Annotated in this window: 21 protein-coding genes and 2 pseudogenes; 11 read left to right on the forward strand and 12 right to left on the reverse strand. The window is 39.9% G+C overall.

The features are described 5' to 3' along the window. Window positions 1–110: 110 nt before the first annotated feature. Window positions 111–629, reverse strand: a complete 519-nt coding sequence (locus tag Q0976_RS16790; protein WP_299495026.1) for a GNAT family N-acetyltransferase — start codon at window positions 627–629, stop codon at window positions 111–113. 880 nt (window positions 630–1,509) lie between these two features. Between Q0976_RS16790 and Q0976_RS16795 the strand changes: the two genes are divergently transcribed. Then, entirely contained in the window at window positions 1,510–2,160 is a 651-nt protein-coding gene (locus Q0976_RS16795; protein WP_299495027.1) for a trimeric intracellular cation channel family protein, read from the forward strand. Window positions 2,161–2,190: 30 nt separating this feature from the next. After that, window positions 2,191–2,688, forward strand: a complete 498-nt coding sequence (gene tadA, locus Q0976_RS16800; RefSeq protein WP_299495028.1) for a tRNA adenosine(34) deaminase TadA — start codon at window positions 2,191–2,193, stop codon at window positions 2,686–2,688. A gap of 49 nt (window positions 2,689–2,737) precedes the next feature. Here tadA and Q0976_RS16805 read toward each other — a convergent pair whose 3' ends face one another. Further along, entirely contained in the window at window positions 2,738–2,887 is a 150-nt protein-coding gene (locus Q0976_RS16805; protein WP_299495029.1) for a hypothetical protein, read from the reverse strand. A gap of 163 nt (window positions 2,888–3,050) precedes the next feature. Then, entirely contained in the window at window positions 3,051–4,511 is a 1,461-nt protein-coding gene (gene mltF / locus Q0976_RS16810; RefSeq protein ID WP_299495030.1) for a membrane-bound lytic murein transglycosylase MltF, read from the reverse strand. Window positions 4,512–4,870: 359 nt separating this feature from the next. Here mltF and purL point away from each other — a divergent pair, with 359 nt between their 5' ends. The 4 genes from purL (at window position 4,871) to cydX (ending at window position 12,099) form a co-directional block, all read left to right on the forward strand. Beyond that, complete coding sequence (gene purL, locus Q0976_RS16815) at window positions 4,871–8,752, forward strand: phosphoribosylformylglycinamidine synthase (protein WP_299495111.1); 3,882 nt, start codon at window positions 4,871–4,873, stop codon at window positions 8,750–8,752. A gap of 503 nt (window positions 8,753–9,255) precedes the next feature. After that, complete coding sequence (locus tag Q0976_RS16820) at window positions 9,256–10,812, forward strand: cytochrome ubiquinol oxidase subunit I (protein WP_299495031.1); 1,557 nt, start codon at window positions 9,256–9,258, stop codon at window positions 10,810–10,812. Window positions 10,813–10,825: 13 nt separating this feature from the next. After that, window positions 10,826–11,965: a cytochrome d ubiquinol oxidase subunit II gene (gene cydB, locus Q0976_RS16825; RefSeq protein WP_299495032.1), complete on the forward strand. Its 1,140-nt coding sequence runs from the start codon at window positions 10,826–10,828 to the stop codon at window positions 11,963–11,965. 11 nt (window positions 11,966–11,976) lie between these two features. Next, entirely contained in the window at window positions 11,977–12,099 is a 123-nt protein-coding gene (gene cydX, locus Q0976_RS16830; protein WP_299495033.1) for a cytochrome bd-I oxidase subunit CydX, read from the forward strand. A gap of 134 nt (window positions 12,100–12,233) precedes the next feature. Here cydX and Q0976_RS16835 read toward each other — a convergent pair. Beyond that, window positions 12,234–13,466: pseudogene (locus Q0976_RS16835) on the reverse strand (efflux RND transporter permease subunit); the annotation flags it as partial. A 45-nt stretch (window positions 13,467–13,511) separates the two neighbouring features. Here Q0976_RS16835 and Q0976_RS16840 point away from each other — a divergent pair. Together Q0976_RS16840 and Q0976_RS16845 are read left to right on the forward strand one after the other, a co-directional pair. Next, on the forward strand, window positions 13,512–14,138 hold the full coding sequence (locus Q0976_RS16840; protein ID WP_299495034.1) for a TetR/AcrR family transcriptional regulator: 627 nt from the start codon (window positions 13,512–13,514) through the stop codon (window positions 14,136–14,138). A gap of 148 nt (window positions 14,139–14,286) precedes the next feature. Then, window positions 14,287–15,171 carry an autotransporter outer membrane beta-barrel domain-containing protein gene (locus Q0976_RS16845; protein ID WP_299495035.1) on the forward strand — a complete coding sequence of 295 codons (885 nt, stop codon included), beginning with the start codon at window positions 14,287–14,289 and terminating at the stop codon, window positions 15,169–15,171. 72 nt (window positions 15,172–15,243) lie between these two features. Here Q0976_RS16845 and Q0976_RS16850 read toward each other — a convergent pair whose 3' ends face one another. From Q0976_RS16850 to Q0976_RS16865, 4 genes are all read right to left on the reverse strand, one after another. Further along, the gene (locus tag Q0976_RS16850) at window positions 15,244–15,801 is read right to left on the reverse strand and encodes a chalcone isomerase family protein (protein WP_299495036.1); all 558 of its coding nucleotides are present in this window, start codon (window positions 15,799–15,801) and stop codon (window positions 15,244–15,246) included. Window positions 15,802–15,829: 28 nt separating this feature from the next. Beyond that, on the reverse strand, window positions 15,830–16,309 hold the full coding sequence (locus tag Q0976_RS16855) for a DUF2947 domain-containing protein (protein ID WP_299495037.1): 480 nt from the start codon (window positions 16,307–16,309) through the stop codon (window positions 15,830–15,832). 514 nt (window positions 16,310–16,823) lie between these two features. Then, window positions 16,824–18,146, reverse strand: a complete 1,323-nt coding sequence (locus Q0976_RS16860) for a GntP family permease (protein WP_299495038.1) — start codon at window positions 18,144–18,146, stop codon at window positions 16,824–16,826. Between the two features lie 68 nt (window positions 18,147–18,214). After that, window positions 18,215–19,288, reverse strand: coding sequence for a hypothetical protein (locus tag Q0976_RS16865; RefSeq protein ID WP_299495039.1), 1,074 nt, complete (start codon window positions 19,286–19,288; stop codon window positions 18,215–18,217). A gap of 267 nt (window positions 19,289–19,555) precedes the next feature. Here Q0976_RS16865 and Q0976_RS16870 point away from each other — a divergent pair, with 267 nt between their 5' ends. Beyond that, window positions 19,556–19,921: a hypothetical protein gene (locus Q0976_RS16870; RefSeq protein ID WP_299495040.1), complete on the forward strand. Its 366-nt coding sequence runs from the start codon at window positions 19,556–19,558 to the stop codon at window positions 19,919–19,921. 82 nt (window positions 19,922–20,003) lie between these two features. Here the strand turns inward: Q0976_RS16870 and Q0976_RS16875 are convergent, their stop codons facing one another. Both Q0976_RS16875 and Q0976_RS16880 read right to left on the reverse strand, forming a co-directional pair. Beyond that, the gene (locus Q0976_RS16875) at window positions 20,004–20,162 is read right to left on the reverse strand and encodes a hypothetical protein (protein ID WP_299495041.1); all 159 of its coding nucleotides are present in this window, start codon (window positions 20,160–20,162) and stop codon (window positions 20,004–20,006) included. Between the two features lie 66 nt (window positions 20,163–20,228). Continuing rightward, on the reverse strand, window positions 20,229–21,608 hold the full coding sequence (locus tag Q0976_RS16880; RefSeq protein ID WP_299495042.1) for a metallophosphoesterase: 1,380 nt from the start codon (window positions 21,606–21,608) through the stop codon (window positions 20,229–20,231). 161 nt (window positions 21,609–21,769) lie between these two features. On the opposite strand from Q0976_RS16880, the gene Q0976_RS16885 reads away from it, so the two are divergent. Beyond that, window positions 21,770–22,279: a hypothetical protein gene (locus Q0976_RS16885; RefSeq protein ID WP_299495043.1), complete on the forward strand. Its 510-nt coding sequence runs from the start codon at window positions 21,770–21,772 to the stop codon at window positions 22,277–22,279. On the opposite strand, the pseudogene Q0976_RS16890 reads toward Q0976_RS16885, so the two are convergent. Together Q0976_RS16890 and Q0976_RS16895 are read right to left on the reverse strand one after the other, a co-directional pair. Beyond that, a pseudogene (locus Q0976_RS16890) lies at window positions 22,276–22,791 on the reverse strand (DUF2726 domain-containing protein). The gene Q0976_RS16885 and the pseudogene Q0976_RS16890 overlap by 4 nt on opposite strands. A 102-nt stretch (window positions 22,792–22,893) precedes the next feature. Continuing rightward, window positions 22,894–23,292, reverse strand: coding sequence for a DUF4019 domain-containing protein (locus Q0976_RS16895; protein ID WP_299495044.1), 399 nt, complete (start codon window positions 23,290–23,292; stop codon window positions 22,894–22,896). A 458-nt stretch (window positions 23,293–23,750) separates the two neighbouring features. On the opposite strand from Q0976_RS16895, the gene Q0976_RS16900 reads away from it, so the two are divergent. After that, entirely contained in the window at window positions 23,751–24,299 is a 549-nt protein-coding gene (locus Q0976_RS16900; RefSeq protein WP_299495045.1) for a TlpA disulfide reductase family protein, read from the forward strand. The last annotated feature ends 29 nt before the right edge of the window (window positions 24,300–24,328 follow it).

Consider the following 24,328-nt stretch of genomic DNA (forward strand, 5'->3'; position numbering starts at 1 on the left):
TTGATAATGCAATTTTTATTAAGTCGATTGAATTAATTAAGGCAGTGTCAGCAGTGATTTGCAAGTATCCAGTATGACATTATGTTAAAAATATTCTTATCAGGAAGACGTTACCAAGGTAATCCTTTTAAATCTATGTTTGTTGGATTGAGAGGTGCACCTGCACTGAGCATTAAAGTATTAGAGTGGTAATACTCGGTTCCTTGTTTTTGCATGAAAACAACTTGGGTATTAATGATGTACCAGTTCAGCTGTTGGTAGAAAGGAATAAGCTCATCTTTACATAAGAGTAAGCTATGCTGGGCGTTAAGTTGGCTAAAAATAGCTGAAAATCCTTGTGTTAAAAGGGCATTGGCGTGGCCTTTTCCTCTGTGTTGTTCAGGGGTGATAAGGTTACTTAACCCCGCGACAGGAATACAGGTTCCATCCACTTCAATATTTCTTAAGACAATATGAAAAAACGCTAATAATTCATTGCCTTCTTTAAGAGAATAACTCATATCAGGCTGGGCCCATTGCCTTTGCTTTACAAACGGGATATGACCAAAAGTGTCTTGAATATGTGCTTGTTGTAGGGATTTTTCGGTTATAGGTAGTTTGCTGTATTGTTGAATATCAAGGTGCGTCATAAGTTTCCTTTTAACTTCGAGTCCGTTTTTTATCAAGCGATATTAGGTTTTATTTTGAAGTAATATTGCATCATTTTTCATTAATAACAAGGATGTAGTCGACTTTGGTACGCAGTATAGATTGTTCTTCTACTTTTTATTGTACTGTGAATAAGTCAGTGGAAGGTGGGATTATGTCATATCAGGTTAACAGCCTATCAGCCTATCAGCCTATCAGCCTATCAGCCTATCAGTTTTGATTTTGATGCTAACTTGTACAATATCTTTTGAGGTGATTAACACGGCTTGGTCTATGGTTTTTCCTGCCCCAATAGAGGCAATTGATTTGCATCTTTGGCATTAGGTGAAAGAGCTATTTTGTTAACCTTTTTCGTGCTTATGGATGTAAGCGGGCTACTGTCTGCAATAAAGAAGAGAAAGTCATAGAGAATTTCTTGAATAGGGTTAATGAAAACGTTGTCAAAAGAAGGTTACAAACATAGCATTTAATCCACTTTTCTTTTGATTAAGCCTTAAATTATGCGTCACTTTGTCAAGATATTAATGGGATACAGGCTATACCAAGGCGATGGGAGCCAGCTGCGCTTATGTTTGTTAGTGGGGTGTTTTTAATGATTAGTTTATCTAATGTATTTTGAACGTGCAATTTAAAAGGCGGAGTTAACGTCATTTTTTTAGTTAGTAAGCTTATTTATATTGCTATTTTAATTATTTTTGGTGTGGTGTTTAAATGTTTTAGTCTTGGAAATTATCAATTGTATTTGGTTTTTACCCTTTTTAGCATTAGTTTAATTCATGTATTTTATTCTTATTTTGGTTTTGTTTTTTTGTTAAATAAGGCAGAATTGCGCCTTGATATGAATTAATCGATGTGATGAACATGTTTGAAGTGAAATTGATGGGCATATTGTGGCTTATCGGGATCTTAGCTGAGGCGATGACAGGGGCGTTAGCCGCAGGAAAGAAACAAATGGATCTTTTTGGCGTGGTGATTATTGGTTGTGTTACCGCCATTGGTGGCGGCACACTTCGAGATATGCTACTGGGAAATTACCCCTTAATTTGGGTTGAAAATGTGCATTATCTCGTTGCTATTGCATTGGCGTCATTGTTTACCGTAATGATTGCACCTATTATGCGTTACTTATCAAAAGTTTTTTTAATCATTGATGCACTCGGTCTGGCTGTTTTTTCTATTATTGGCGCACAAAAAACACTTCAGTTAGGCTTCAGTCCAATTGTTGCGGTTGTTATGGGATTAGTGACTGGCGTTTTTGGTGGTGTGATCCGTGATATTTTATGTCATCAAATGCCATTGGTTTTTAAAAAGGAGCTGTATGCGTTAGTCGCCATACTCACCGCCTCACTATATATTGTTATGAAGTTATTAGGTGTGGTTGAATGGGCTAATTTATTAGTTTCTTTAACGTTAGGTTTTGGTTTCAGGTTACTGGCAATAAGGTATCATTGGGGAATGCCAAAGTTTGATTATCAGTATGGTGCGGATAGTTCATCTGATAAAGTGCATTAATTTTTTTTAAGAGCCATATGTGGAGCCAATTTGTCACAGCTAACTGAAGATCAATATTTCATGCAAATGGCCATTGAGATGGCTAAAAAAGCGGAACAGCAAGGAGAAGTGCCTGTTGGGGCAGTTCTTGTTAAAGATGGGCAGGTGATAAGTTCTGGATTTAATCTAAATATCAGTTTACATGATCCTAGTGCTCACGCTGAGATGGAGTGTTTACGCCAAGCAGGAAAGCGCTTGGAAAATTATCGACTATTAGGAACAACTTTATATGTAACGTTAGAGCCTTGTGCTATGTGTGCAGGCGCTATGGTGCATTCTAGAGTGTCACGGTTAGTTTTTGGTGCCAGTGATGCTAAAACTGGCGCCGCAGGAAGTGTGCTTGATCTTGTTCGCCACCCTAACTTTAATCATCAACTCGATGTGTCTTCTGGAATATTAGCCACTGAATGCAGTGAACAATTAAGCCAATTTTTCAGGCGCAGAAGAAAAGAAAAAAAGCAATTAAGGCAGCTGCAAAAGAACGGTTAGATAAGCCTTAACAAACTAAGTCTAGGGCTCAGTTAAACAAGGTAATCGATTAGGCACTTTTTAAGGGTAAAAAAGGAGAAGCCTGTTCACTTTTTGACATGGAAAAAAATTGCTTTTGTCTATTTAGCGTTTTTTTTAAACGGCTTTTTCGTAGGCTACGCCGCCTTGCAGCAAAATGATTAAACTTTGTTTTTTTCATGATTGACCCCGTATTGTTATTATCGTCTAACGGTACTAGGTTAATATAGCATGGCTGGTGTTAAGGTCGAGTATTCGTTTGATTTAGCTATATTGCTATAACATGAGTTTGACACAATGGCACTCTATCGATAAAGGGGAATCGATAGAGTGGGTAATGAAGGTTACAAGTTTTGCTCTGCGAGTAGACTGTTGTCAGTATCTTTAATATCAGCAGTTTGTGTTGGTTTAGTCTCATCGTTAAGTTGTATATTTTGATTATCGACCCATACTAAGGTGTCATAGTAACGCCGAATACTGTCAACATAATGCACAGCTTGTTTACCACTGGCATAACCATATCGAGTGTTTTTATAATATTTTCGTTGCTGTAATAAAGGTAAAGCTTGTTTAACATCACGCCAAGCACTGGGATCGAGTCCCATTTTTTGAGCGAGTTTGCGAGCATCTTCAAGGTGGCCGATGCCGATATTATAAGAAGCTAAAGCAAACCACATTCGCTGGCTGTCAGGAATGGAGTTAGGCAGCCTGTCCAGAATTTCTTTTAAATACCTTGACCCTCCTTCAATGCTTTGTGTGGGATCTAATCTATTTTTAATACCTAATTGTTTTGCCGTGGCTAAGGTCAACATCATTAAGCCACGAACACCTGTGGGAGAGCGGGCATTAGGTTTCCAATGTGACTCTTGATAGGCTGTAGCAGCGAGCTTGCGCCAATCCAAATCACCTGCATTTTTTTGAAAAGTATCCTGGTATTCTGGAAGTCGAGTATCGATTGCTTGGATAAATGCACGCGTATCGACATAGTCAAAGCGTTGCACGTGAGCAAAATATTTTTCATTTAAGTGGGCGAGTACGCCAGCTTTTTGTTCCTGATCCCAAAAACGCAATAATTCACTCATCAACCTGTCACTGTTATGTTTGGGTAATAACCAAACAACGGCTTGTTGTTTTTTTAAGATAGGACCTGCACGCAATTCAGGCATGTAACGGCGGTTAATATTAAAGGTTGTAGAGTTCGCCAGCGTATAAGGAATGTCGCCGCTATCTATCATACCAAGTAATTCGGCATTATCTTTGTCACCCACTTGCTGCCAGCTCAATTGGGGATTATCTTGACTCAATGAGGATAAAATATCAGCAAAAGAGGAATGGGCTGTGACGGTGATCTCATCGGTAAGCTGGGTTACATTTTTGGGTTTATTTGTTCCTTGTCTGTAAACCAAGAGCTGATCAACTCGATAGAGTGTCGGGCCAATGCGGTAATGTTCACGGCGCTTAGCTGTGTCCGTTAATCCAGCAGCAATAATATCAATATCCCCTTGTGCCATCGCTTGGTATAGCTCATCAATATTAGCGTAAGGTTTAATGATTAAGGTTTGTTTTAAGAAGGAGGAAAACGATTGTGCCATCTCATAATCAAAGCCAGAGCTGCCTTGATCGGTTGTAAAATAAATACTGGGACCAAATAAGGTACCGACCCTAAGTGAAGCGCTATTCTCATCACCTAAAGCCGCAATGGTTTTGTTTGTGTCAGTTGTGGTGTCAGTTTGAGTACTGTTTTCCTCTTGAGATGGGCCCATCTCTTGGCTATTGTGAATAGCATCTTCTAAATTAGGCTTCACAGTCTCCGTATTAAAAGGCTGGACAGGCGCTTTTTGGCAGCCTGCGAGCGAGAGAAGAAGACAAAATAGGAATAGCAGTTTTTTCATAAATTTAACTTACTTTTTCGACACTTTTTCAAAAAACAGCCGCAGATAATAGCATAAAAGCATGTTTTGAACAAAATTTATCCTCTTAGCCATTGGTCTGGTATTGTTTTTTATGTTTTAAACGTCACTTTTAAAGGAGGGATTTATTGATTTTGCACTCAGAAGGAAACACTGTTTTGCTCTTACTGTTCGGGTGATTTGTCTGGGACATTTCCCTATAATGGCGCCAGATTTTGACCCTGCAATAATCAATCATAAGGTGAAATGACGTGATGGAGATCATCCGCGGAGCCCCAGCACTTTCAGCGTTTAGAGTACAAAAATTAATGCAAGCTTGTGAAGCTGCTTCTTTGCCCATACAAGCCATTTATTCCGAATTTATTCATCTTGCTGATATTGATTCAGAATTGACTGCTGCCGAGCAGCAGCAACTGAAGACGCTATTGACCTATGGCCCTGCTATTGAGGCCTCTTCACCTAAAGGAATGCTTTACTTTGTTATTCCTCGTCCAGGGACATTGTCCCCATGGTCTTCTAAAGCAACAGACATTGCCCATAATTGTGGCTTAAATAAAGTGAAACGCTTAGAGCGTGGTATTGCTTATTATGTTGACTCGCAAGCTTTAACGGCCGATCAAGAACAGCAACTCACCGCTTTATTGTATGATCGCATGGTAGAAGTCGTATTAAGTACGCTTCAAGAAAGTGAGATATTATTTGCTCAGACTCGCCCTAAGCCTGTTAAAAGTGTCGATATATTAGGCCAAGGAAAAATAGCCTTAATAAAGGCTAATAATGATTTAGGTTTAGCGTTAGCAGATGATGAAATCGATTATTTAGTTGACAACTTTACTCGGTTAAATCGTAATCCTAATGATGTTGAGCTAATGATGTTTGCTCAAGCGAATTCAGAGCATTGCCGACATAAAATTTTTAATGCCGACTGGACCATTGATGGCGAGAAACAGCCAAAATCATTGTTTAAAATGATTAAAAACACATTTGAGAAAACCCCAGATAATGTGTTGTCAGCATATAAAGATAACGCAGCAGTCATGACGGGATCAACGGCTGGCCGTTTTTTCCCTAACAGTGAAGGAGAATATGCTTACCATACTGAGCCTATGCATATTTTGATGAAAGTGGAAACCCATAATCATCCCACAGCAATCAGTCCCTATCCTGGTGCAGCCACAGGATCAGGCGGCGAAATTCGTGATGAAGGGGCAACAGGGCGAGGGTCTAAGCCGAAAGCTGGGTTAACGGGTTTTAGTGTGTCTAATTTAAATATTCCTGGGTTTGAGCAACCTTGGGAGACAGAATATGGTAAGCCTGAGAGAATTGTTAGTGCGCTGGATATTATGACTGAGGGGCCATTAGGTGGAGCCGCGTTTAATAATGAATTTGGCCGTCCGGCGTTATTGGGCTATTTTCGGACTTATGAGCAAGCTGTTAATAGTCATAATGGTTTGGAAGTGCGCGGGTATCATAAGCCGATTATGTTAGCGGGTGGTCTAGGTAATATTCGTGAAGAGCATGTTCAAAAAGGGGAGATCACTGTTGGAGCTCAGTTAGTTGTGTTAGGCGGCCCGGCAATGAATATCGGTTTGGGCGGTGGCGCAGCATCCTCAATGGCGTCAGGTCAGTCTAGTGAAGCGTTAGATTTTGCTTCTGTTCAGCGTGAAAACCCCGAAATGGAGCGTCGCTGCCAAGAAGTGATTGATAGGTGTTGGCAACTGGGAGAAGATAATCCTATCCAGTTTATTCATGATGTGGGGGCGGGTGGATTATCGAATGCGTTTCCTGAACTCGTGAATGATGGCGATCGAGGTGGCCGTTTTGAATTGCGTAATGTGCCTTCAGATGAACCGGGAATGAGTCCACTTGAGATTTGGTGTAATGAGTCTCAAGAACGTTATGTGATGTCAGTGGCGCCTGAAAATATGGCCAAATTTAAGGCTATATGTGAGCGTGAAAGGGCCCCTTTTGCTGTTGTCGGAGAAGCGACGGCTAAGAAAGATTTGTTGTTATCGGATACGCATTTTGATGACAACCCCATTGATTTACCCCTTGAGGTTTTATTAGGTAAAGCACCTAAAATGAGTCGCAATGCACAAAAACTGCAAGCCCAATCACCTGCAGTGGCGCAGGATAACATCGATATTAAAGAGGCGGCCTTACGAATCTTGCGATTACCTGCTGTGGCCGAGAAAACCTTTTTAATCACCATTGGTGATAGAAGTGTTACCGGGTTAGTGAACCGAGATCAAATGGTGGGCCCTTGGCAGGTGCCTGTAGCCGATTGTGCTGTAACTGCGGCCAGTTATGATGCTTATGTGGGTGAGGCGATGTCCTTAGGTGAGCGCACTCCATTGGCCTTGTTAGATTTTGGCGCTTCTGCACGTATGGCCGTTGCTGAGTCGATAATGAATATTGCAGGTGTCGATATTGGCCACTTAAAGCATATTAAACTTTCAGCAAACTGGATGTCTGCTGCTGATCATCCTGGAGAAGGTGCAGGCCTGTATGAAGCGGTTAAGGCCATTGGTGAGGAACTTTGCCCTGAATTATCATTGACTATTCCTGTGGGGAAAGACTCCATGTCAATGCGTACAGCTTGGCAAGATGGCGATGAGGATAAATCGGTCACTTCACCCATGTCCCTTGTGATCACCGCATTTGGTCGTGTTCAGGATATTCGCCATACTGTCACGCCACAATTGAGAACCGATAAAGGTGAGAGCGTTATCTTGCTGGTGGATCTTGGCGCTGAGTTACCGCGTTTAGGTGGCTCTTGCTTGGGGCAAGTGTACAGTGAATTAGGCGATGTGGCACCAGATTTGGACAACGCTGCAACATTGAGATGTTTTTTTGAGGTGATGCAATCCCTTGTGTCAGAACAATCAGTCATGGCTTATCACGATCGCAGTGATGGCGGGCTATTTACCACATTGGTTGAGATGGCTTTTGCGGGCAATATTGGGCTTGATATCGATATTAGTGCGTTAAAAGGCAGCCATCTTGAGCGTTTATTCAATGAAGAACTCGGGGCCGTTTTACAAGTCAGCCTTGAACAGTCTCAAGATATTATTAAGCAGTTTGAACAAGTAGGACTGAGATGTCATCCAATTGCTAGTCTGAATACTGCTGATGCAATTACAGTGAATGACTCAGGGCTGCAAGTGTTTAAAGAAGGCCGAAGTGTGCTTCGAGGCGTGTGGGCTGAAACCACCTATCAAATGCAAGCAAGACGGGATAATTCAGAATGCGCCCTAGAAGAATTGACACTAAAACAGCAACCTTTTGAGCCAGGATTAAGCACTGAGCTCAGTTTTGATATCAATGAAGATATCGCTGCACCTTATATTTTAAAAGGTGTGGCGCCTAAAATGGCTATTCTGCGTGAGCAAGGGGTTAATTCTCACCTTGAAATGGCGGCCGCTTTTAATCGTGCAGGTTTTGAGAGCCGTGATGTCCACATGAGTGATATTCTCAGTGGCCACATTTCTCTTGATGAATTCCAAGGGCTAGCTGCTTGTGGTGGATTCTCATACGGCGATGTGCTTGGTGCGGGTGAAGGTTGGGCAAAGTCGATTTTATTTAATGCTAGGGCACGTGAGCAATTTAGTCGTTTCTTTGAACGGGATCAAAGTGTCTCATTGGGGGTTTGTAATGGTTGTCAAATGCTCTCAAATTTAAAGGCAATTATTCCTGGAACAGAATATTGGCCACATTTTGTTCGTAATCGTTCAGAGCAATTTGAAGCGCGTTTTAGCTTAGTTGAAGTGCAATCGAGTCCTTCGCTATTTTTTGACGGTATGGCAGGATCACGTATGCCTATTGCAGTGTCTCATGGGGAAGGACGAGCTGAGTTTACAAGCTTAGACGCATTAGCGGCCACGAAAGCGTCCGGTACTATTGCGCTGAATTACATTGATGGTTTTGGTAAGGTAGCAACGCAATACCCTCAAAATCCCAATGGCTCCCCTGATGGGATCACGGGATTGACGAGTGTTGATGGCCGTGTGACTATTATGATGCCTCATCCAGAGCGCGTTTTTAGAACGGTGGCGAATTCTTGGCATCCTGATGAATGGGGAGAAGACAGCCCTTGGATGCGTATGTTCCGTAATGTGCGAAAAGCCATAGGATAAGCGTTAATGTTGTCTGAATAAAAAGCTGCATAGTCATGTGGCTTTTTTATTATCTGTATCCAATTTTTAACATGTTTTTTTGAATATTAGTAAAGTCTGTTCCACGAAATATAGTATTTGTCAATACTATCCCTGTGAAATGTGTCCTGCCCCGCAAAACCCATTGAAAGCTGATGCTTTGATTGATTCCTCTTTAACTGGGGCGTATAAAAACACTATAGATTGGAATGAAATGACTATATGTAATCGATAGTTATCACCTGTTAAATCTATTGTTTAACAGTGTGCAATAAGGACTTTTACTGTAATAAAAGTATCGATGAATGTACTTTTATGTTTTTTGTATCGTAATTGACTTATGCAGCGCATGCTGCAAGTTTTAATTCGATGATTAGTTAATTGCCTGATAATGTAAATTAACTAATGTTCCTCAAGAAATACATTTTGCTATAGTTAATAAGGATTAATTATCGCAATGTATCGTACCTATTAAGGAGTCTCGAATGATTGTACAAGAGGTGGTTGAACTCTCGCGTTTTCAATTTGCGTTAACAGCCATGTACCATTTCCTGTTTGTTCCATTAACGCTAGGACTGGCTTTTTTACTGGCGATTATGGAGTCACTTTATGTGATGACCAACAAACAAATTTATAAAGACATGACTAAATTTTGGGGAAAGTTATTTGGTATTAATTTCGCCATTGGTGTCACGACTGGCTTAGCCATGGAATTCCAATTTGGAACCAATTGGTCTTATTATTCTCATTATGTCGGTGATATTTTTGGTGCTCCTTTAGCGATTGAAGCCTTAATGGCTTTTTTCTTAGAATCCACATTGGTGGGCATGTTTTTCTTTGGCTGGGATCGATTCAGCAAAGGGCAACATCTCGCCATTACTTGGCTCGTAGCACTGGCCTCTAATATGTCAGCGTTATGGATTTTAGTGGCCAATGGTTGGATGCAAAATCCTGTCGGTTCAGTGTTTAATTATGAAACCATGCGCATGGAAATGACCAGCTTTGCTGATGTGGTGTTTAATCCTGTTGCCCAAGTGAAATTTGTTCATACTGTTGCATCGGGTTATGTAACGGGCGCGATGTTTGTATTGGCTATTAGCTCATTTTATATATTGAAGAAGCGTGATTTACCTTTTGCACGTCGCTCTTTTGCCATTGCGGCCAGTTTTGGTATGGCCGCAATTTTATCTGTACTGGTATTAGGGGATGATTCGGGTTATGAAGTCGGTGAAGTTCAGAAAGTAAAATTAGCTTCTATCGAAGCTGAGTGGAACACTGAGCCTGCACCCGCTTCTTTCACATTAGTGGGTCTGCCGAATCAAGAAACCATGAAGACGGATTATGCGGTTAAAATTCCTTATGTGATGGGCATTATTGCCACCCGCTCATTGGATCAACAAGTGACAGGGCTTAAAGACTTGTTAGTGGCTCATGAGGCTCGCATTCGTAATGGTATGAAAGCCTACGGTATGTTAGAAAAACTGCGAGCAGGGGATGAATCTCCTCAATTAAAAGCAGACTTTGAAAAAGCGAAAGTGGATTTAGGGTATGGGTTATTACTCAAGCCTTATACCGATAAAGTGGTGGATGCCACCGAAGCGCAAATTCAGGCTGCTACAAAAGACTCTATTCCCCATGTATGGCCTATTTTCTGGTCATTTAGGGTGATGGTTGGATTAGGTTTCATTATGTTATTCGTCTTTGCTGCTGCTTTTTGGCAAAGTACAAGGCATAAAATTGAAGAAAATAAATGGGTGCTGAGGGCGGCACTGTTTAGCTTACCTATGCCATGGATAGCGATTCAATGTGGTTGGTTTGTGTCAGAATATGGGCGACAACCTTGGACGATTTCAGAAGTATTGCCCACCTTTATGTCGGCATCGAGTTTAACGCCGAGTGATGTTTGGACGAGTATTATTTACATTACCTTGTTTTATTCAGTGCTGCTAGTGGTTGAGCTGTTCTTAATGACGAAGTTTATTCGTCGTGGTCCCAGTAGTTTAAAAACGGGCCGTTATCATTTTGAAAAACTAGCAGACTAACGGGGAGCAGAATATGTTTGATTATGAAACGTTAAGATTCATCTGGTGGGCATTAATTGGGGTCCTCTTTATTGGTTTTGCTGTTACAGATGGATTTGATATGGGCGTGGGTGCATTACTGCCGATTATTGGTAAAGATGATACCGAACGCCGTATTATGATTAACACAATTGCGCCTCATTGGGATGGTAACCAAGTTTGGTTGATCACGGCAGCCGGTGCTTTATTTGCCGCTTGGCCAACAGTCTATGCCGTCTCTTTCTCGGGCTTTTATTTGGCCATGATGCTGGTGTTGTTCACCTTGTATTTACGTCCAGTGGGCTTTGATTATCGCTCAAAAATAGAAGATCCAAGATGGCGAAAAACATGGGATTACCTATTGTTTTTAGGAGGTTTTGTGCCTCCACTTGTCATTGGTATTGCCTTTGGTAATTTGCTACAAGGTGTTCCTTTTAATTTTGATGAGTATTTACGTGCAACTTATCATGGCGGCTTCTTGAGTTTATTAAATCCTTTTGCGTTGTTAACCGGTGTGGTTGCCGTGAGTATGTTCATCATGCAAGGTGCCAGTTGGTTACAAATGAAAACTGAAGGTGAGTTGCGGGTTCGGGCCGCAGGTGCTTCACAAGTGGCAGCTATTTTCGTGCTTGTTTTCTTTGTGTTATCAGGCTTGCTACTGGTTAATGGTATTGATGGATATGTCATCACTTCAGCAATTGATCATAATGGTCCATCAAATCCAGCATTGAAAACGGTGGCGGTAGAAGCAGGTGCATGGTTAGCTAATTATCAAACCTACCCCATTACATTGCTATTTCCTATCGCGGGCTTGATATTACCGCTATTGGTGATATTTACCAGTCGCTTTCATCGCTCTGGTTTTGCCTTCTTGTTTAGTTCATTGACCGTTGCAATGGTGATCTTAACGTGCGGGGCAGCAATGTTCCCATTTTTGATGCCTTCGTCGCTTGATCCTAATGTGAGTTTAACCATGTGGGATTCCACTGCCAGCCAAGGGACTCTAGGGGTGATGACAGTGGTTGCAGCGATTTTTGTACCATTAATTTTGTGTTACACCATTTGGACGTATTACAAGATGTTTGGTCGTTTAAATCGTCAACATATTGAAACCAATTCAACGTCACTTTATTAAGGGAGCAAGTTATGTGGTATTTTACTTGGATATTGGGACTATTTTTAGCTTGTTCTTTCGGTATTATCAATGCGTTATGGCTTGAAAGCAGCGAGAATATGGATAGAGAATCAGATAGCTCAAAGGGTGAATAGATAGACCGTTAAAGTGTCAACTTATCTCAGGATGGGACAAGGACATAATATAAAAAAGCCTCGTATTAACGAGGCTTTTTTATGTCTTGACTATGACTTTCTGAGAAAAGCTCACTAATATGGTGTCGTGGGGATTAATTGACACCCTTAGCAAGTTTATGATGTGTTGTTTTGCTTCTCGGTCTCATGATGAGTTTATACATGGTGGGTACCCAGATGAGAGATAGGAGGGTGGCCAGTAAGGTGCCACCAGCTATCGCAATGGCAAAAGGTGGCCAGAATCCACCGCCAGCAATGATAAGGGGTAAAAATCCTCCAATGGTGGTGATGGTCGTAGAGCCAATATGGCGACCACAACTGCTAACGAGTCGTACAATAGTATTGATATCGCCTTGGCGTGATTGTGGGTCGACTTCTAGCTCTGCAATAATGACAATCGCTGCATTAATTGCTAGCCCCATTAATCCTAATAGACCAATAATAACTGTAAAACCAAATGGATAATCAAAAACATAGACCGAGAGCAACCCTAATCCTGCAGATTGGACAGCACTTAATAAAATGATCCCTGTTAATCGAAAGGAGTTAAACGACAACACTATAGTGGTTAGTAATAAAGTCAGGACGAATAAAACATTAGATAAGAGATTACCCACTGCCTCGTCACGTTTTGCGCTCTCGCCACCGATTTGAATTTGATAGCCTGAAGGTAATTCAAGCGCATCGAGCTTTACTTTTGCTTCATTTAATACTGTCTGAGGTAAAATACCATTTTCGATATACGCTTCAACAGTGTTAACCCTTTGTCCATCTCTGCGGGGAATCGTACCTCGGCTGACTTTTATTTCACTGTTGGAAATCGCTGATAACGGGATCCCTGACGCGGTATTGGAGATTAAATTCAGCTCAGAAATTTTCATTTGCTCTTGTCGTTGATTATCATCTAGTCGAACACGAACAGGCAAAGATTCTGTTTGCTCTAAAATACTGCCGCCACTCAGTCCTGTGGTGGCCATTTGAATTTGGTTAGCGATATTGGTTAAATGAAGTCCAGCCATTAAGCTTTCATCTTCATCTATTTGTAGCCAGAGCTTCGGAGAGCCTGCACTGAGTGTCGCGCGAGTGTGTGTAACATGTTGTGTGTCAGTAAAAATAAGCCTGACTTGCTCTCCTAAACGTTTGAGTTGATCGAGGTTTGGGCCGAATAACCTGACTTCAACTGGCGCGTTAAAAGGAGGCCCTTGTTCGAATTTTCTGACCAAAATTTGTGCTTGTGGGTAGGCTTTATCCAGCGCTTTTTGTATTTTGGGGATCAATTGATTGGCAGCTTGAAAGGTCTTGGCCTTTACCATGACTTGCGCATAATGACCGGTTCCATGTTGATTACCATTTAATTTGAGAGTAATTTGTTGATGGCACTGACTTCATTAAGCAGCCAAAACCTGACGAAGCGTGAGCAAAAGCACGCTAATATTTTAGCCGCGGCGAATATGTTATTTTGTGAGCAGGGTTTTCCTCATACCAGTATGGAGGAAATTGCAAAAAAAGCGGGCGTGTCGAAACAGACGCTTTATTCTCATTTTGGTTGTAAAAACACCTTGTTTGCAGCATCGATAACAGCGAAAGCAGATAGCTATCAACTCAACAGTGAGATATTTTTTAATTTAGAACAGCCTGAAAAAACATTAATGTATTTTGCTGAACAATTTGGGCAATTAATGGTAAGTAAAGAAGCACTTGCTATTTACCAAACATGTGTAACACATGCAGATAGGCATCCAGAAATCGCGCAGGTTTTCTTTAAAAATGGTCCAGAATGTATTCTTTCTTTACTGAGTGATTATCTCGAAAAAGTGTCAGCGGCACAACAATATCAGTTTCATGAGCCGCGTCATTGTGCAGTTCGTCTTTGTTTGATGTTATTTGGAGAAATGCGCTTAAAGTTAGATCTGGGGATTGATGTGGATGATTTAGTGGCAAGTCGAAATCAGTATCTACAATCGAGTGTTGATATGTTTCTTCGTGCATATCGAGTTTAAAAATAAGCACCTTTATTCAATGTTCACATGCTGTTATCTTTAAGTTTATCGGCTGAATGTGATGGGAATGATAAGTGCTATTTCATGTGCCAGATATTAGCTGAATAAATAAACTATATTAATTAATATCATGTGTTTAGGGAGAAACATGAACTTTACTTCTGTTGCTAAATGGTCATTTATTTCAACGTCTTTATTCTCTTTTTTTGTTGCGGCTAAACCGCCAGCTGATTTTTCGCCATTTACCTTTAGTGTTTCTCGTGTCACGACGGGCAATGCAGATGTCGGTAATGATGGAAATGAATTACAGCGCGATCAGTGGATCACTAATTTTAAGGTTAAATATCCCCTATCTAAAAAATGGATTATAGGAGCTGATTTTGGTTATGATTATCTAGATTATGATTGGAAGAGTCCTTCAGGTGAAGCGACAGATTATGCTTGGGATCATATTAATCGTTTTAGGGCTGGTGTATCAGTTGTCTATCGACCCGATAAACATTGGGTATTTATGTTATCTCCTCGTCTTCAATATGCCTATGCAGAAACTGCCTCTGCTAGTGAGGCACAAAGTTACGGGGTTGTCATTTCGGCCATGCACCGCTTTTCTTCTGGGCATTTATTTGGTCTAGGGGTGGCGTATTTAAATGATATTGATGAAGTCAGAACGGTGCCTTTTCTCGCTTTTCGTTGGCAAATCAATGATGCTTGGTATTTATCTAATCCTTTTTCGGTTGGTTTCAGCGGACCTGGTGGGGCAGAATTGAGTTATTTAGCCGCACCGGATTGGGAGTTTGGTTTAGGTGTATCCAAGCGCACGAATCGTTTTTTGATTGGGGATAATGAAAATACGGCTGAAATTGATGAATGGGTAAGTCATTTACGGGCGAGCTGGAAATGGACGCCAAAGATCACAATATCAGCATTTGCAGGGTATTTCTTCAGTGGTGAGCTTGAGCTCAATCCTGCAGGCACAGATGAGACAATTGAAAATCAAGGCGGAGCTGCACTTGAAGCGAGATTCAGTTTTTAGAGGAAACGTTAACAGACAAGCTGCTGCGATAATAAGAGGCGTGACACTATGCCTCTTATTATCAAACTGGCATTATTTATCGAGTAAATCGCTTTTTAAACTTGATTGCACCGGATCGTCTCCCAGCCAAATATTCAACAATGCCTGACGAAACGTATCGTTGTTTATTGTGACCAAAACGGTACCATTTTTAGACGCGGTCACGCCGGTTTTAGGGCTAGTATCAAAAGTAAACTGATCGCCTTCTGATATTTTATCTGAAAAAACGGCGACGAATTGATCTATTTGGGCTTGAATAGGCTTAACATTGCCGTTTGTCGAGGCATCAAAACCTTCTGCAATGGCCTTTTTCATTTTTTCAGCTGTTATCATACTTGAAACAATATTCAGTTTGATAACGGCACGAGGAGCATTTAATACATCTGCAGCATTATGGATTTTGCTGGGTAGATATAGGCTCGCGACATAAAGGTCAAAAAACATTTTACTTCGCTCACCCGCCCCGTTAAGGAGGAGTGTTTGATTATCTATGCTCAAGGTATCAGGAAGATTAACACCTGATACTTCTTTTGCTTGTGCGCTGGATATGAAAAAGCTACTCAGCAAGAGAAGGGTGGTTAATCGTGTCATATAAAGCCTCATAAAAATAAGTTAGTCCTTAGCCTCTATGTCCAACTTGATATTGACCATTTTGGTGAAACAAAACTGCTTGTTTCCGTTTTGGAGATACCAACAAAGGGCCGTCATCAAAAAATAAAAAGCATTTCCAATTTCGTACAAACACTTCCCAAGTGGTTTGAATCACTTGATATTTATCATAACAAAAATAAACTATAGCATTACTAGGCCAATCGATAAAGTCAGCGAGGGTATCAGGTAATGTTGGGATTTCACTGTCCCAAGCGCTTTGCCAATGATCGGTTTCTTTCCAAGCATCTTGCTTAGCGCCCCAATCTCCCTTTGCAAATTGTTCACTACGCGTGCTTTTATTGCTGATCCATTGATTCCAGACTTGCATGGCACTTTTTTGATCTAGAGGCTGTATTTTATTTTTATCTTCTTCGCTGACGGGAAGATCTTTATGATTAAAAATCCATTTACGAGTGTATTGCGCTAAGGGAATATAAGTGTGGGACAAGCTAGCCTCTCTCAATGATGCTATATAAGACAACAAGGGTAATGATTATTTCAATCCATTATAAAGCTTTCTCTGCGTTTATTATACTAGGGGGCGTTGATCTTTCGTGAGCCCTGCTTGATAAAGTAATGAGGACAGCGTTTGTCGCTTCTTTTTAAGGCGTGATAGCTTATAGATGTACAATCTTAAGGTTGTTCATTCACATATATGTGAACACGACATTTGTTCATCCGTAAACATCAGATGGAGGAGATAGAGCGGCGTCAGGAACCTAAGCCGACGATTCCAGGGATGGTGGAGATAGAGCGACGTTTGAACCCAAGCTGACGACTCCATGGTCGTTCATTCACATCCATGTGAACACGACATTTGTTCATCCGTAAACATCAGATGGAGAAGATAGAGCGACGTTTGAACCCAAGCCGAGAATAATGACATAGCATTAGCTCAGCTTTGTCTAAAACCTTCTCAAACGGTTGCAGAAGTCATCACCAAGAACAACAGCCTTGGCGCATTACATGCCTAGAATAAATAGGGTAATGGCGAGTATGGCGCCCATAAAAGGGATCAGTACGGTTAATGCGCCGAGTGGGAGGTAGGCCGTTTTATGGGTTTCACCACAAATGGCTCTGATTGTAGTGATCACATAGCCATTATGGGGTAATGAATCCAGTCCTCCAGATGTAATAGCAATAACCCGATGCAATGCATTAGGATCCACGCCAGCGTCAAGATAATGAGGGGCAATTAAGGGCAGGGCAATGGCTTGCCCACCAGATGCAGAGCCCGTTAATGCAACGATAACGCTGATGGCAATGGCTGCACTGATTAATCCATTGCCGGGTAATGCTGTCATGTGTGCAAGGGTATCGTTAAAAGCTGGAGTGAGTTTAGCTACGCTGCCAAATCCAACGACAGCACAAGTATTGGCGATGGCAATCAAGGCACTGTAGGTGGCAATAGAAAGAGCATTGCCTAAATGTTCAAATCGTTTCCAATATAAAATGACTGAGCTTATTAAGCCAATTAATAGCGCAATAATGAGTGATGAGCGGCCAAAATCTAACATGACACTGCAATAAAATGAGCTTCCAAGGACTAATACTAATGGGATAAAGCACAGAAAAGGGGGAGGGAGCATATTTGATGATTTAGGGGCGGGATCGCCTTCCCTATCATCAAAACGTTCACCTTTGGCGACGGCTCGTTTTATCATGACATGAAATAGCCACATTCCCATTAAGGCCATAAATAAGGCGACAACAAGGCTTACAGGCCAACCTGCAAATTGATTGGTACCTAAATATTGCATAGGTTGAAAGTTTTGAATTTCGACAGAGCCTGCTGAGGTCATTGTAAAAGTAATGGAGCCAAAAGCGAGGGCTGCTGGAATAAATCGTCTTGGCAAATTGGCATCTTTGAATAAACTGAGTGCCATAGGGAAAACGGAAAAAGCCACAACAAACACGCTGACTCCCCCATAGGTTAAAATGGCACAGGTCAGTACAACGGCAAAAGGGGCGTGTTTTGATCCGAAAGTAAGCATAATCCAATGGGCTAGGCTATCTGCTGCACCACTTGCTTCCATCACTTTGCCAAACATGGCACCTAACAGAAAGACAATGAACCAATCTTGTAAAAAAGAGGCAAATCCTGTCATATAACTGACAGTGAAACTGGTACTATTATCAGCTAATGGAGGGATGATGGGAATATGGCTGGTAACCGCGAGTATTAAAGCACATAAAGGTGCCGCGATAAGAATATTCATGCCTTTTAGGGTTAATATTATCAGTAATATTAACCCTAAAATTAAGCCAACCATGCTCAGTGTCATTCTCGTCCTTATTAATGCATTTATGCTGTTAACATAAAAGCGAATGGTCTTCCTAAGCAAGGTTTTTTTTAAATAATAAAACGGTAATTTGATTTCGCTTCATTCTCTTTTTCGTCCTCAACGCGTTGCTGATATTCTTGAGCACTTTTGAGCGCACATCGACCCAGTAATTGGGTAAGCGTTTCATCTTGCCAGTCCATATTGGGTTGTTTTGTTTGCAAGCGGTCAAATTGACTAAAAAATGCAAAGTGTAAATGGGTATATAGCGCTAGAGTACGATTATAAAGATAAAGTTCTGGGTTATCTTTGAAATCATTGACTTGAGGGATCAGTAATTTGACCATTAAAAAAGGAAAGTGACCTAAGTGGGAAACAAAGGCCATATTCCATAAACTGTAAAGATCTGCCCAGGATTTTGCTTGAGGAGGTGTGAGTAAAATACCTTTTTGATTATCACTAAAACGAGCAGGTTTCGCATTCGGTAGGTGAAAAGCGAGAATGGCGCCTGCTTTAGCATTATCAAATCGCTGTTCACTTAGATCTTCTGCAACAGCTTCAAAGATATTCATGGGTAAATCTAATAGAGCATAATCATGAGGAACAGCTTCGGCGCGGTGAAATTGAAGGTAATCACTCATCGGTTTTTCAATAGAAGCGAGTTTCATACTTTCAAATGTAGAAAGTTGAGACTCTATTCCGTATTGTTTGCGCAGTGGTATCCATATTTTCATTAAAGTATCGATTAAAGGCCAGTGTTGATATAGGGCCTGCGTGAGGCGTTCTTGAACTAAAGCGTATCCAATCACCGCGGGGAGGATTTGTTTGAAATTAAGGGCTGACTTTTCTTTTAATTGAGCAAATTGCTGATGTTCTGCTTGGCTAAGAAAATGCATTAAATATGGGTTGTCAGCAATAGCATTTTGGATATTATCGAGTAAAGATAGTACATGCTCATGAGTAATATTAACAGGCAGCAATTGCTGTGATAATTCTGCTAATTCAGGTGAGGCCCAATGTAACTCACTGTCTATTAAACGCAATGTTTGATAGTGATTGAGCATAATATTATATAAGTCAGTATTGTCTAATTGTGCTGCAGTGACTTTAAGTATATTGACGAGATGATGGATAACTGGGCTCATTGTTTTACTCTCCCTGCTTTATTGAAAATGACTGCTCGATAATGTTGTCGAAGTATTTAGAACATGTAGAGTCTATCTTTCCTTGATTTTGGTGACAATGAATAGGATTGCTTTTTAATTACATATGGGATTGTTCTCACATGTGAAGGGGTAATTGTGAGTCATGTAAATTTTCAATGAAAAATACAACATCAGGTGAACACCTGATGCTTATACAAAAGTATAAAAGGTAGATTGATGCCTGTTTTTAATCATAGGTATTGAGATATGAAAAAATTTATTATAGCGAGTGTGTTAATTGTAACATCAGTTTTATCTGCATCGGCTTTTGCATTAACCAGTGATCAATTAAACTTTATATCACAAGAGCGAGCGGATTATTTTGCTGCCAATGGTACAGTTATCTCTTGGCAATTAGCGTGTAATAATGTTATTAATTCCACTCCAGCTCAAGATAAAATCGCGTTTGCAGCTGCATACCCTCTTGAAACATGCTCAACAGCAGATTTTACAGAATTCTTTGCTTGTAAAGACCGAAACACAGCAAATGCAAATACCCAAAGTGTGTTTGATACTAAAGCCAGCCTTAAAGCCAGTATTGCTGAAGAAGGTTGCAGTTCTTTACCTTTGTAATTATTAACCAAAAAACGGCAAGTCATTTGCCGTTTTTTGATTATATTAAATTTTACCTTGTGTCGTGCCGAATGATCGTATTTTATGGTTTTTCATTAATGTCATAGCGATAAATAATATCGCCATTTTTTAAGTTGCTGGTTCCATCCTCTGGTAATACTGATGCAATATAATCCACTGTAACCTTGTCAGTTGAAACGGTGACATTGATATGTCCAGATGGCGGTAAAATAACACTCATATTAGGGTTGTATTCTGCATGGGGTAAAGCTATCGATTCAGGAGCATAGTAATGAGCATATTTGAGTCAGCTATCTTCACTGTTATCTGCTGGACTGGGTAAACTTTGATAGATCACATCATCGACGACTTCTTTTGAAAATACATGATCATGTCCATGAAAGAAAATAGTCACATTTTTTTGCACCATCAATTGGTGAATGGGAAGTTCCCAATTGGGACGATATTCATTAAATTTAAAGTGCTTGGCATTTTTATCATATCCTCCCCATTCAGCGTTATGTAGGATACTGGCTGCGCCACGCCCATTGATATGATGTGCAAAAACAAATTTATATTTTGCAGTACTGTTCTTTAGTGTATTGTTTAGCCAGTGATATTGTTCATCCCCCATACTGATTTCCCATATATCATGACTTTTTTCATATAGTGGTGGAATACCTGAGTCGACGGCAACAGCTGAGTGCCAGTAGGGGTCTAAGGTAACAAATAAGGCATCTCCCCACTCCCAAGCATAATAATCCTTAAGTAAACCAATACTCTCTAATTGAGTGTGGTCGCCTGAATAAAATTCACTGGGTGACGGTAATGCGTAATATTGACTTCGTGCATTAGCTGCATAAATGGGGGAATAAGCTAAATTAGAATAATGTTCATTATAATCGAAGTTTCCTTCATAGATATACCGAGCGGCTTGTTCATGATTACCGTTGATAAGGTATAAAGCAGTACTGTGCATTGCACCTTGAAGATAATCCCGTTGACTGGCATAAACGTGATTGACTTTTTCTTGGCTGATGGAGTTATCTGCAATTAAACTTTCGATACTGAAATCATCTCCTAGCATAAAAAATAAATCAGGTTTATTGAAGGCAATATTTGCAATATTTAATTTATACAATTCTGAATGATATAATGTTTTTGCTCTTTCAGGGTGTGAGTCTTCTTGAACACCAAAGCTAAATGTTTGGCTTTTCTCTCTTTGAGTATAAAAGCTATGAATACTGCCATAATGTATTTCTGCTCCATCTATTTGCTGTATTATACGGTAATAATATTGTGTGTTTTTTGATAAGTTCGACAGTAATAGGGCGATGGGTTGAGAAGCTGTGGCAGTGAGTTGTTCGGTGTGACTAAATTGGTTATTTTGGTCGAGGCCGTATTCACAATAGATAAGGCTGTTTTCATTAACAAGCAGGTTTACTGTAATGCTAGTATCTGTTGCTTGACCTAAAATAATGTTGAAATCTGCATATTCATTTTTGTTTAATGTATGGGGAGTTTTTGCTTTGAAAATACCAGATATATTTTGTTTTTTAGGGGGTAAATTATCGGCTTGAGATAAATATTGTTCCTTAGCATCGATATGTTTGGATAGTAAACTTGTGAATATAGTGAGAAGAATGAGTGTAATATAATATATTGAATCCCCTTTTATTTTTATCAATATGTACAGAGTATAGGGCGTCTTTAATAAGTTTAAACTTAATGACCTCAGTCTTAATGTATTATTAATCATTGATGTTTAATTAAAGGCTGAAAATAATGAATGGTTTTATTTGGTCTATGCTTTTATTAATCTTATTTTAATAGTCAATAGAGAATAAAATGAAAGGTAGCTTATTTATTTTAATGCTTGCATCATTAATGGCCGCTTTCCCAATTATGGGATGTTTAAATGCGAACTCCTCCGTTCCAGAGACTTCATTTCGTTTAATGTTGAGTGCTGATACCACAAGTAACCACCCGAGTTATTTTTATTGCACCGTTGTTGCTCAACCCAGTTTTGCAAATGGTGGGCACCCTACACTGCCTCAATGGACGCCACCCATTTTGTTTACGCCTGTGTCGTTGATGAATTATGCGCAAAATGTACAAGGCTTCAATGGATTAGGGAAGTTAGATACGACAGCAGACTATATTAATAACCATTATTTTAAATCTTATCATGATCCAGATTTTGATGAATACGCACAATATAGCATTTCAGCAGGGTTTATTGATGCTTTTGTGTTATGGGCTGGGTATGGTATTGAATGTGCGACGTTTGATGAGAGTGAGGTTAATAGCCAAGGGGAATATCGAAATAGAGTATTAGCGGGCAGTGATTATAACTAAGTGTTAAGGCTTGACTGAATAGTATTAATTATCTCATTTATATTATAGCTTTTCTTAGCCTTAAAGCGGACAAGAGTTAAACCAGCTGATGAGCATGCATTGTTAACCAATTTATCTCGTGCTTGTGCTTTTTTTCGTCGGTGGCTTTTATCATCCAGTTCAATGACGGCAATTACTGAGAATGTATTTTTATCTCATAACACAAAATCAAAGTGTTTAGCTGAGATTTTATTAAAAGCAATTTGCCATTGTTGTCTATTCAAGTTGTTTCTTGGAGTGAGTACATCAGCAATACGAACTTTGCTAAATAATAGATACTTTTCATTGAAAGCAGGAGCTTGAATAGCGCTGAATAATACTGTGAAAAATGCTTTTTCAGCAGGAGTGAATAGGGCTTTTCGTTGTGTATATTGAAGAGAAGTTGAAGAAGAAAGTTTGATGATTACAGCGATAAGGCTGATACATAAGAAAAATGATAAAAATGAATATGGATAATCAATTATCCATTGCATAGATTTGCCTTTTAAATAATATCACTTTTTGGGGCTAGGTTGAGTAAGGTAAGCTTTTAAAAAGCTTACCTTACTATTTATAATGAGTCATACCATTGATTCTTATTTAATAAAGTAGCCCACAGTAAGCCATTGGCCACTTTTTTTACTTAAGGTTAATATTTCTGTTGAAGTGGCTTTATGTTGAAATTGCGTTTGGTATTGCAAAACCATATATTCACCGTCGGGTGCACCAGGCAATGAAGAGTAACTGCCAGAACTGAACGCTGAACGTGAAATGACTTGGCCAAGCGGGGCACGGATACCTTCCAGTGTTTCTACCCAGCGTTGTTGCGTGAGTTGTGTTTTAAAGAGTGGAGCAGCTTGTTGCCAACTTTCTGCGTAGGCGCCAGTATCAATAATAGAGAGCCATTTTGTTGCGGGCTCCAAGCTAATAGATTGTTGTGACCAGGCAAGAGGTGAGAAGAATATTAATAGAGCAGCGATGATATTTTTTGTCATAGTAAACTCCTTTTTTAATACACCTAAACTTTATGTATTGAGTATTGGATGTAACGATTTTCATAAATTCCTTTTCTCTCCTAAAGTACCAAGTTCAAAAAGTCATAGCAAGTTTGTTTGTTATCCAAGAGCGTTTAATTTCTGTGGTTAAACGATGTTTATCAAAACGCTGCCTAATATAAAGCCTTCACAAACGATTACAGACGTTATCACCAAAGAGCAACAGGCCCTATATAGAGTAAAGTTTTTTATGATTGATTATAATGACTTTTTTGTGCATGGTGTAACTCGTTTATTCAGTATTGATTAATGTTTGAATATTGATATGGTCTTTGCTGAAAAGGTTATCAGACTCGATAAATTGAATAAGTGTATTTTGTCTTATGGAAATTCACTTTTAAAATGAGGACGCGGATTGAATGAGGGTCACTAAAAAGTAATGAGAGAAGGATATCGTAATGAATAAAGTGAAATTAGCATTGGTGACAGGAGGCATAGTGATGTCACTGTTAGTAGCAGGGTGTAGCCATCATCAAGGGCATGTGAGCCAAGATGCATCGTTACCCGTTAATGAAGCTGCGAAATACCAAACGTATGTGAAAGTGGGACAAAGTGTACCTGTAAATCAATTTATTGATATTCAAGGGCGACATATTGACTTAATGCAATCTAAGCATAAGAAGATACTAATATTATTTGCAACTTGGTGTCCAGATTCCCAGCGGGCAATGAAAGCATTGGTTCAATCGGCTTTAATTCATGATGATACCATTGACATTATTGGTATTGGTCGTGAGGAAAGTATTGCCTCATTGAGCCAGTTTGCTCTGGATTATCAGCTACCTTTTTCTTTAGTCGCAGATAAAGGTAGAAGTCTTTATCGCCAATTTGCCAGTGCGGGTATTCCGCGATTTATTTTACTCGATGAGCATAATAAAATCGTTAAAACCTTATTGCTTGAAGATGATATTCAAGTTGATAAGCTATTAGCGCCTATTCAGTGGTGATCTTGTATTGACGCTTTAGAGAGAAGCCC

This window comes from uncultured Shewanella sp. (genome assembly GCF_947501665.1).
Classification (GTDB): domain Bacteria; phylum Pseudomonadota; class Gammaproteobacteria; order Enterobacterales; family Shewanellaceae; genus Shewanella.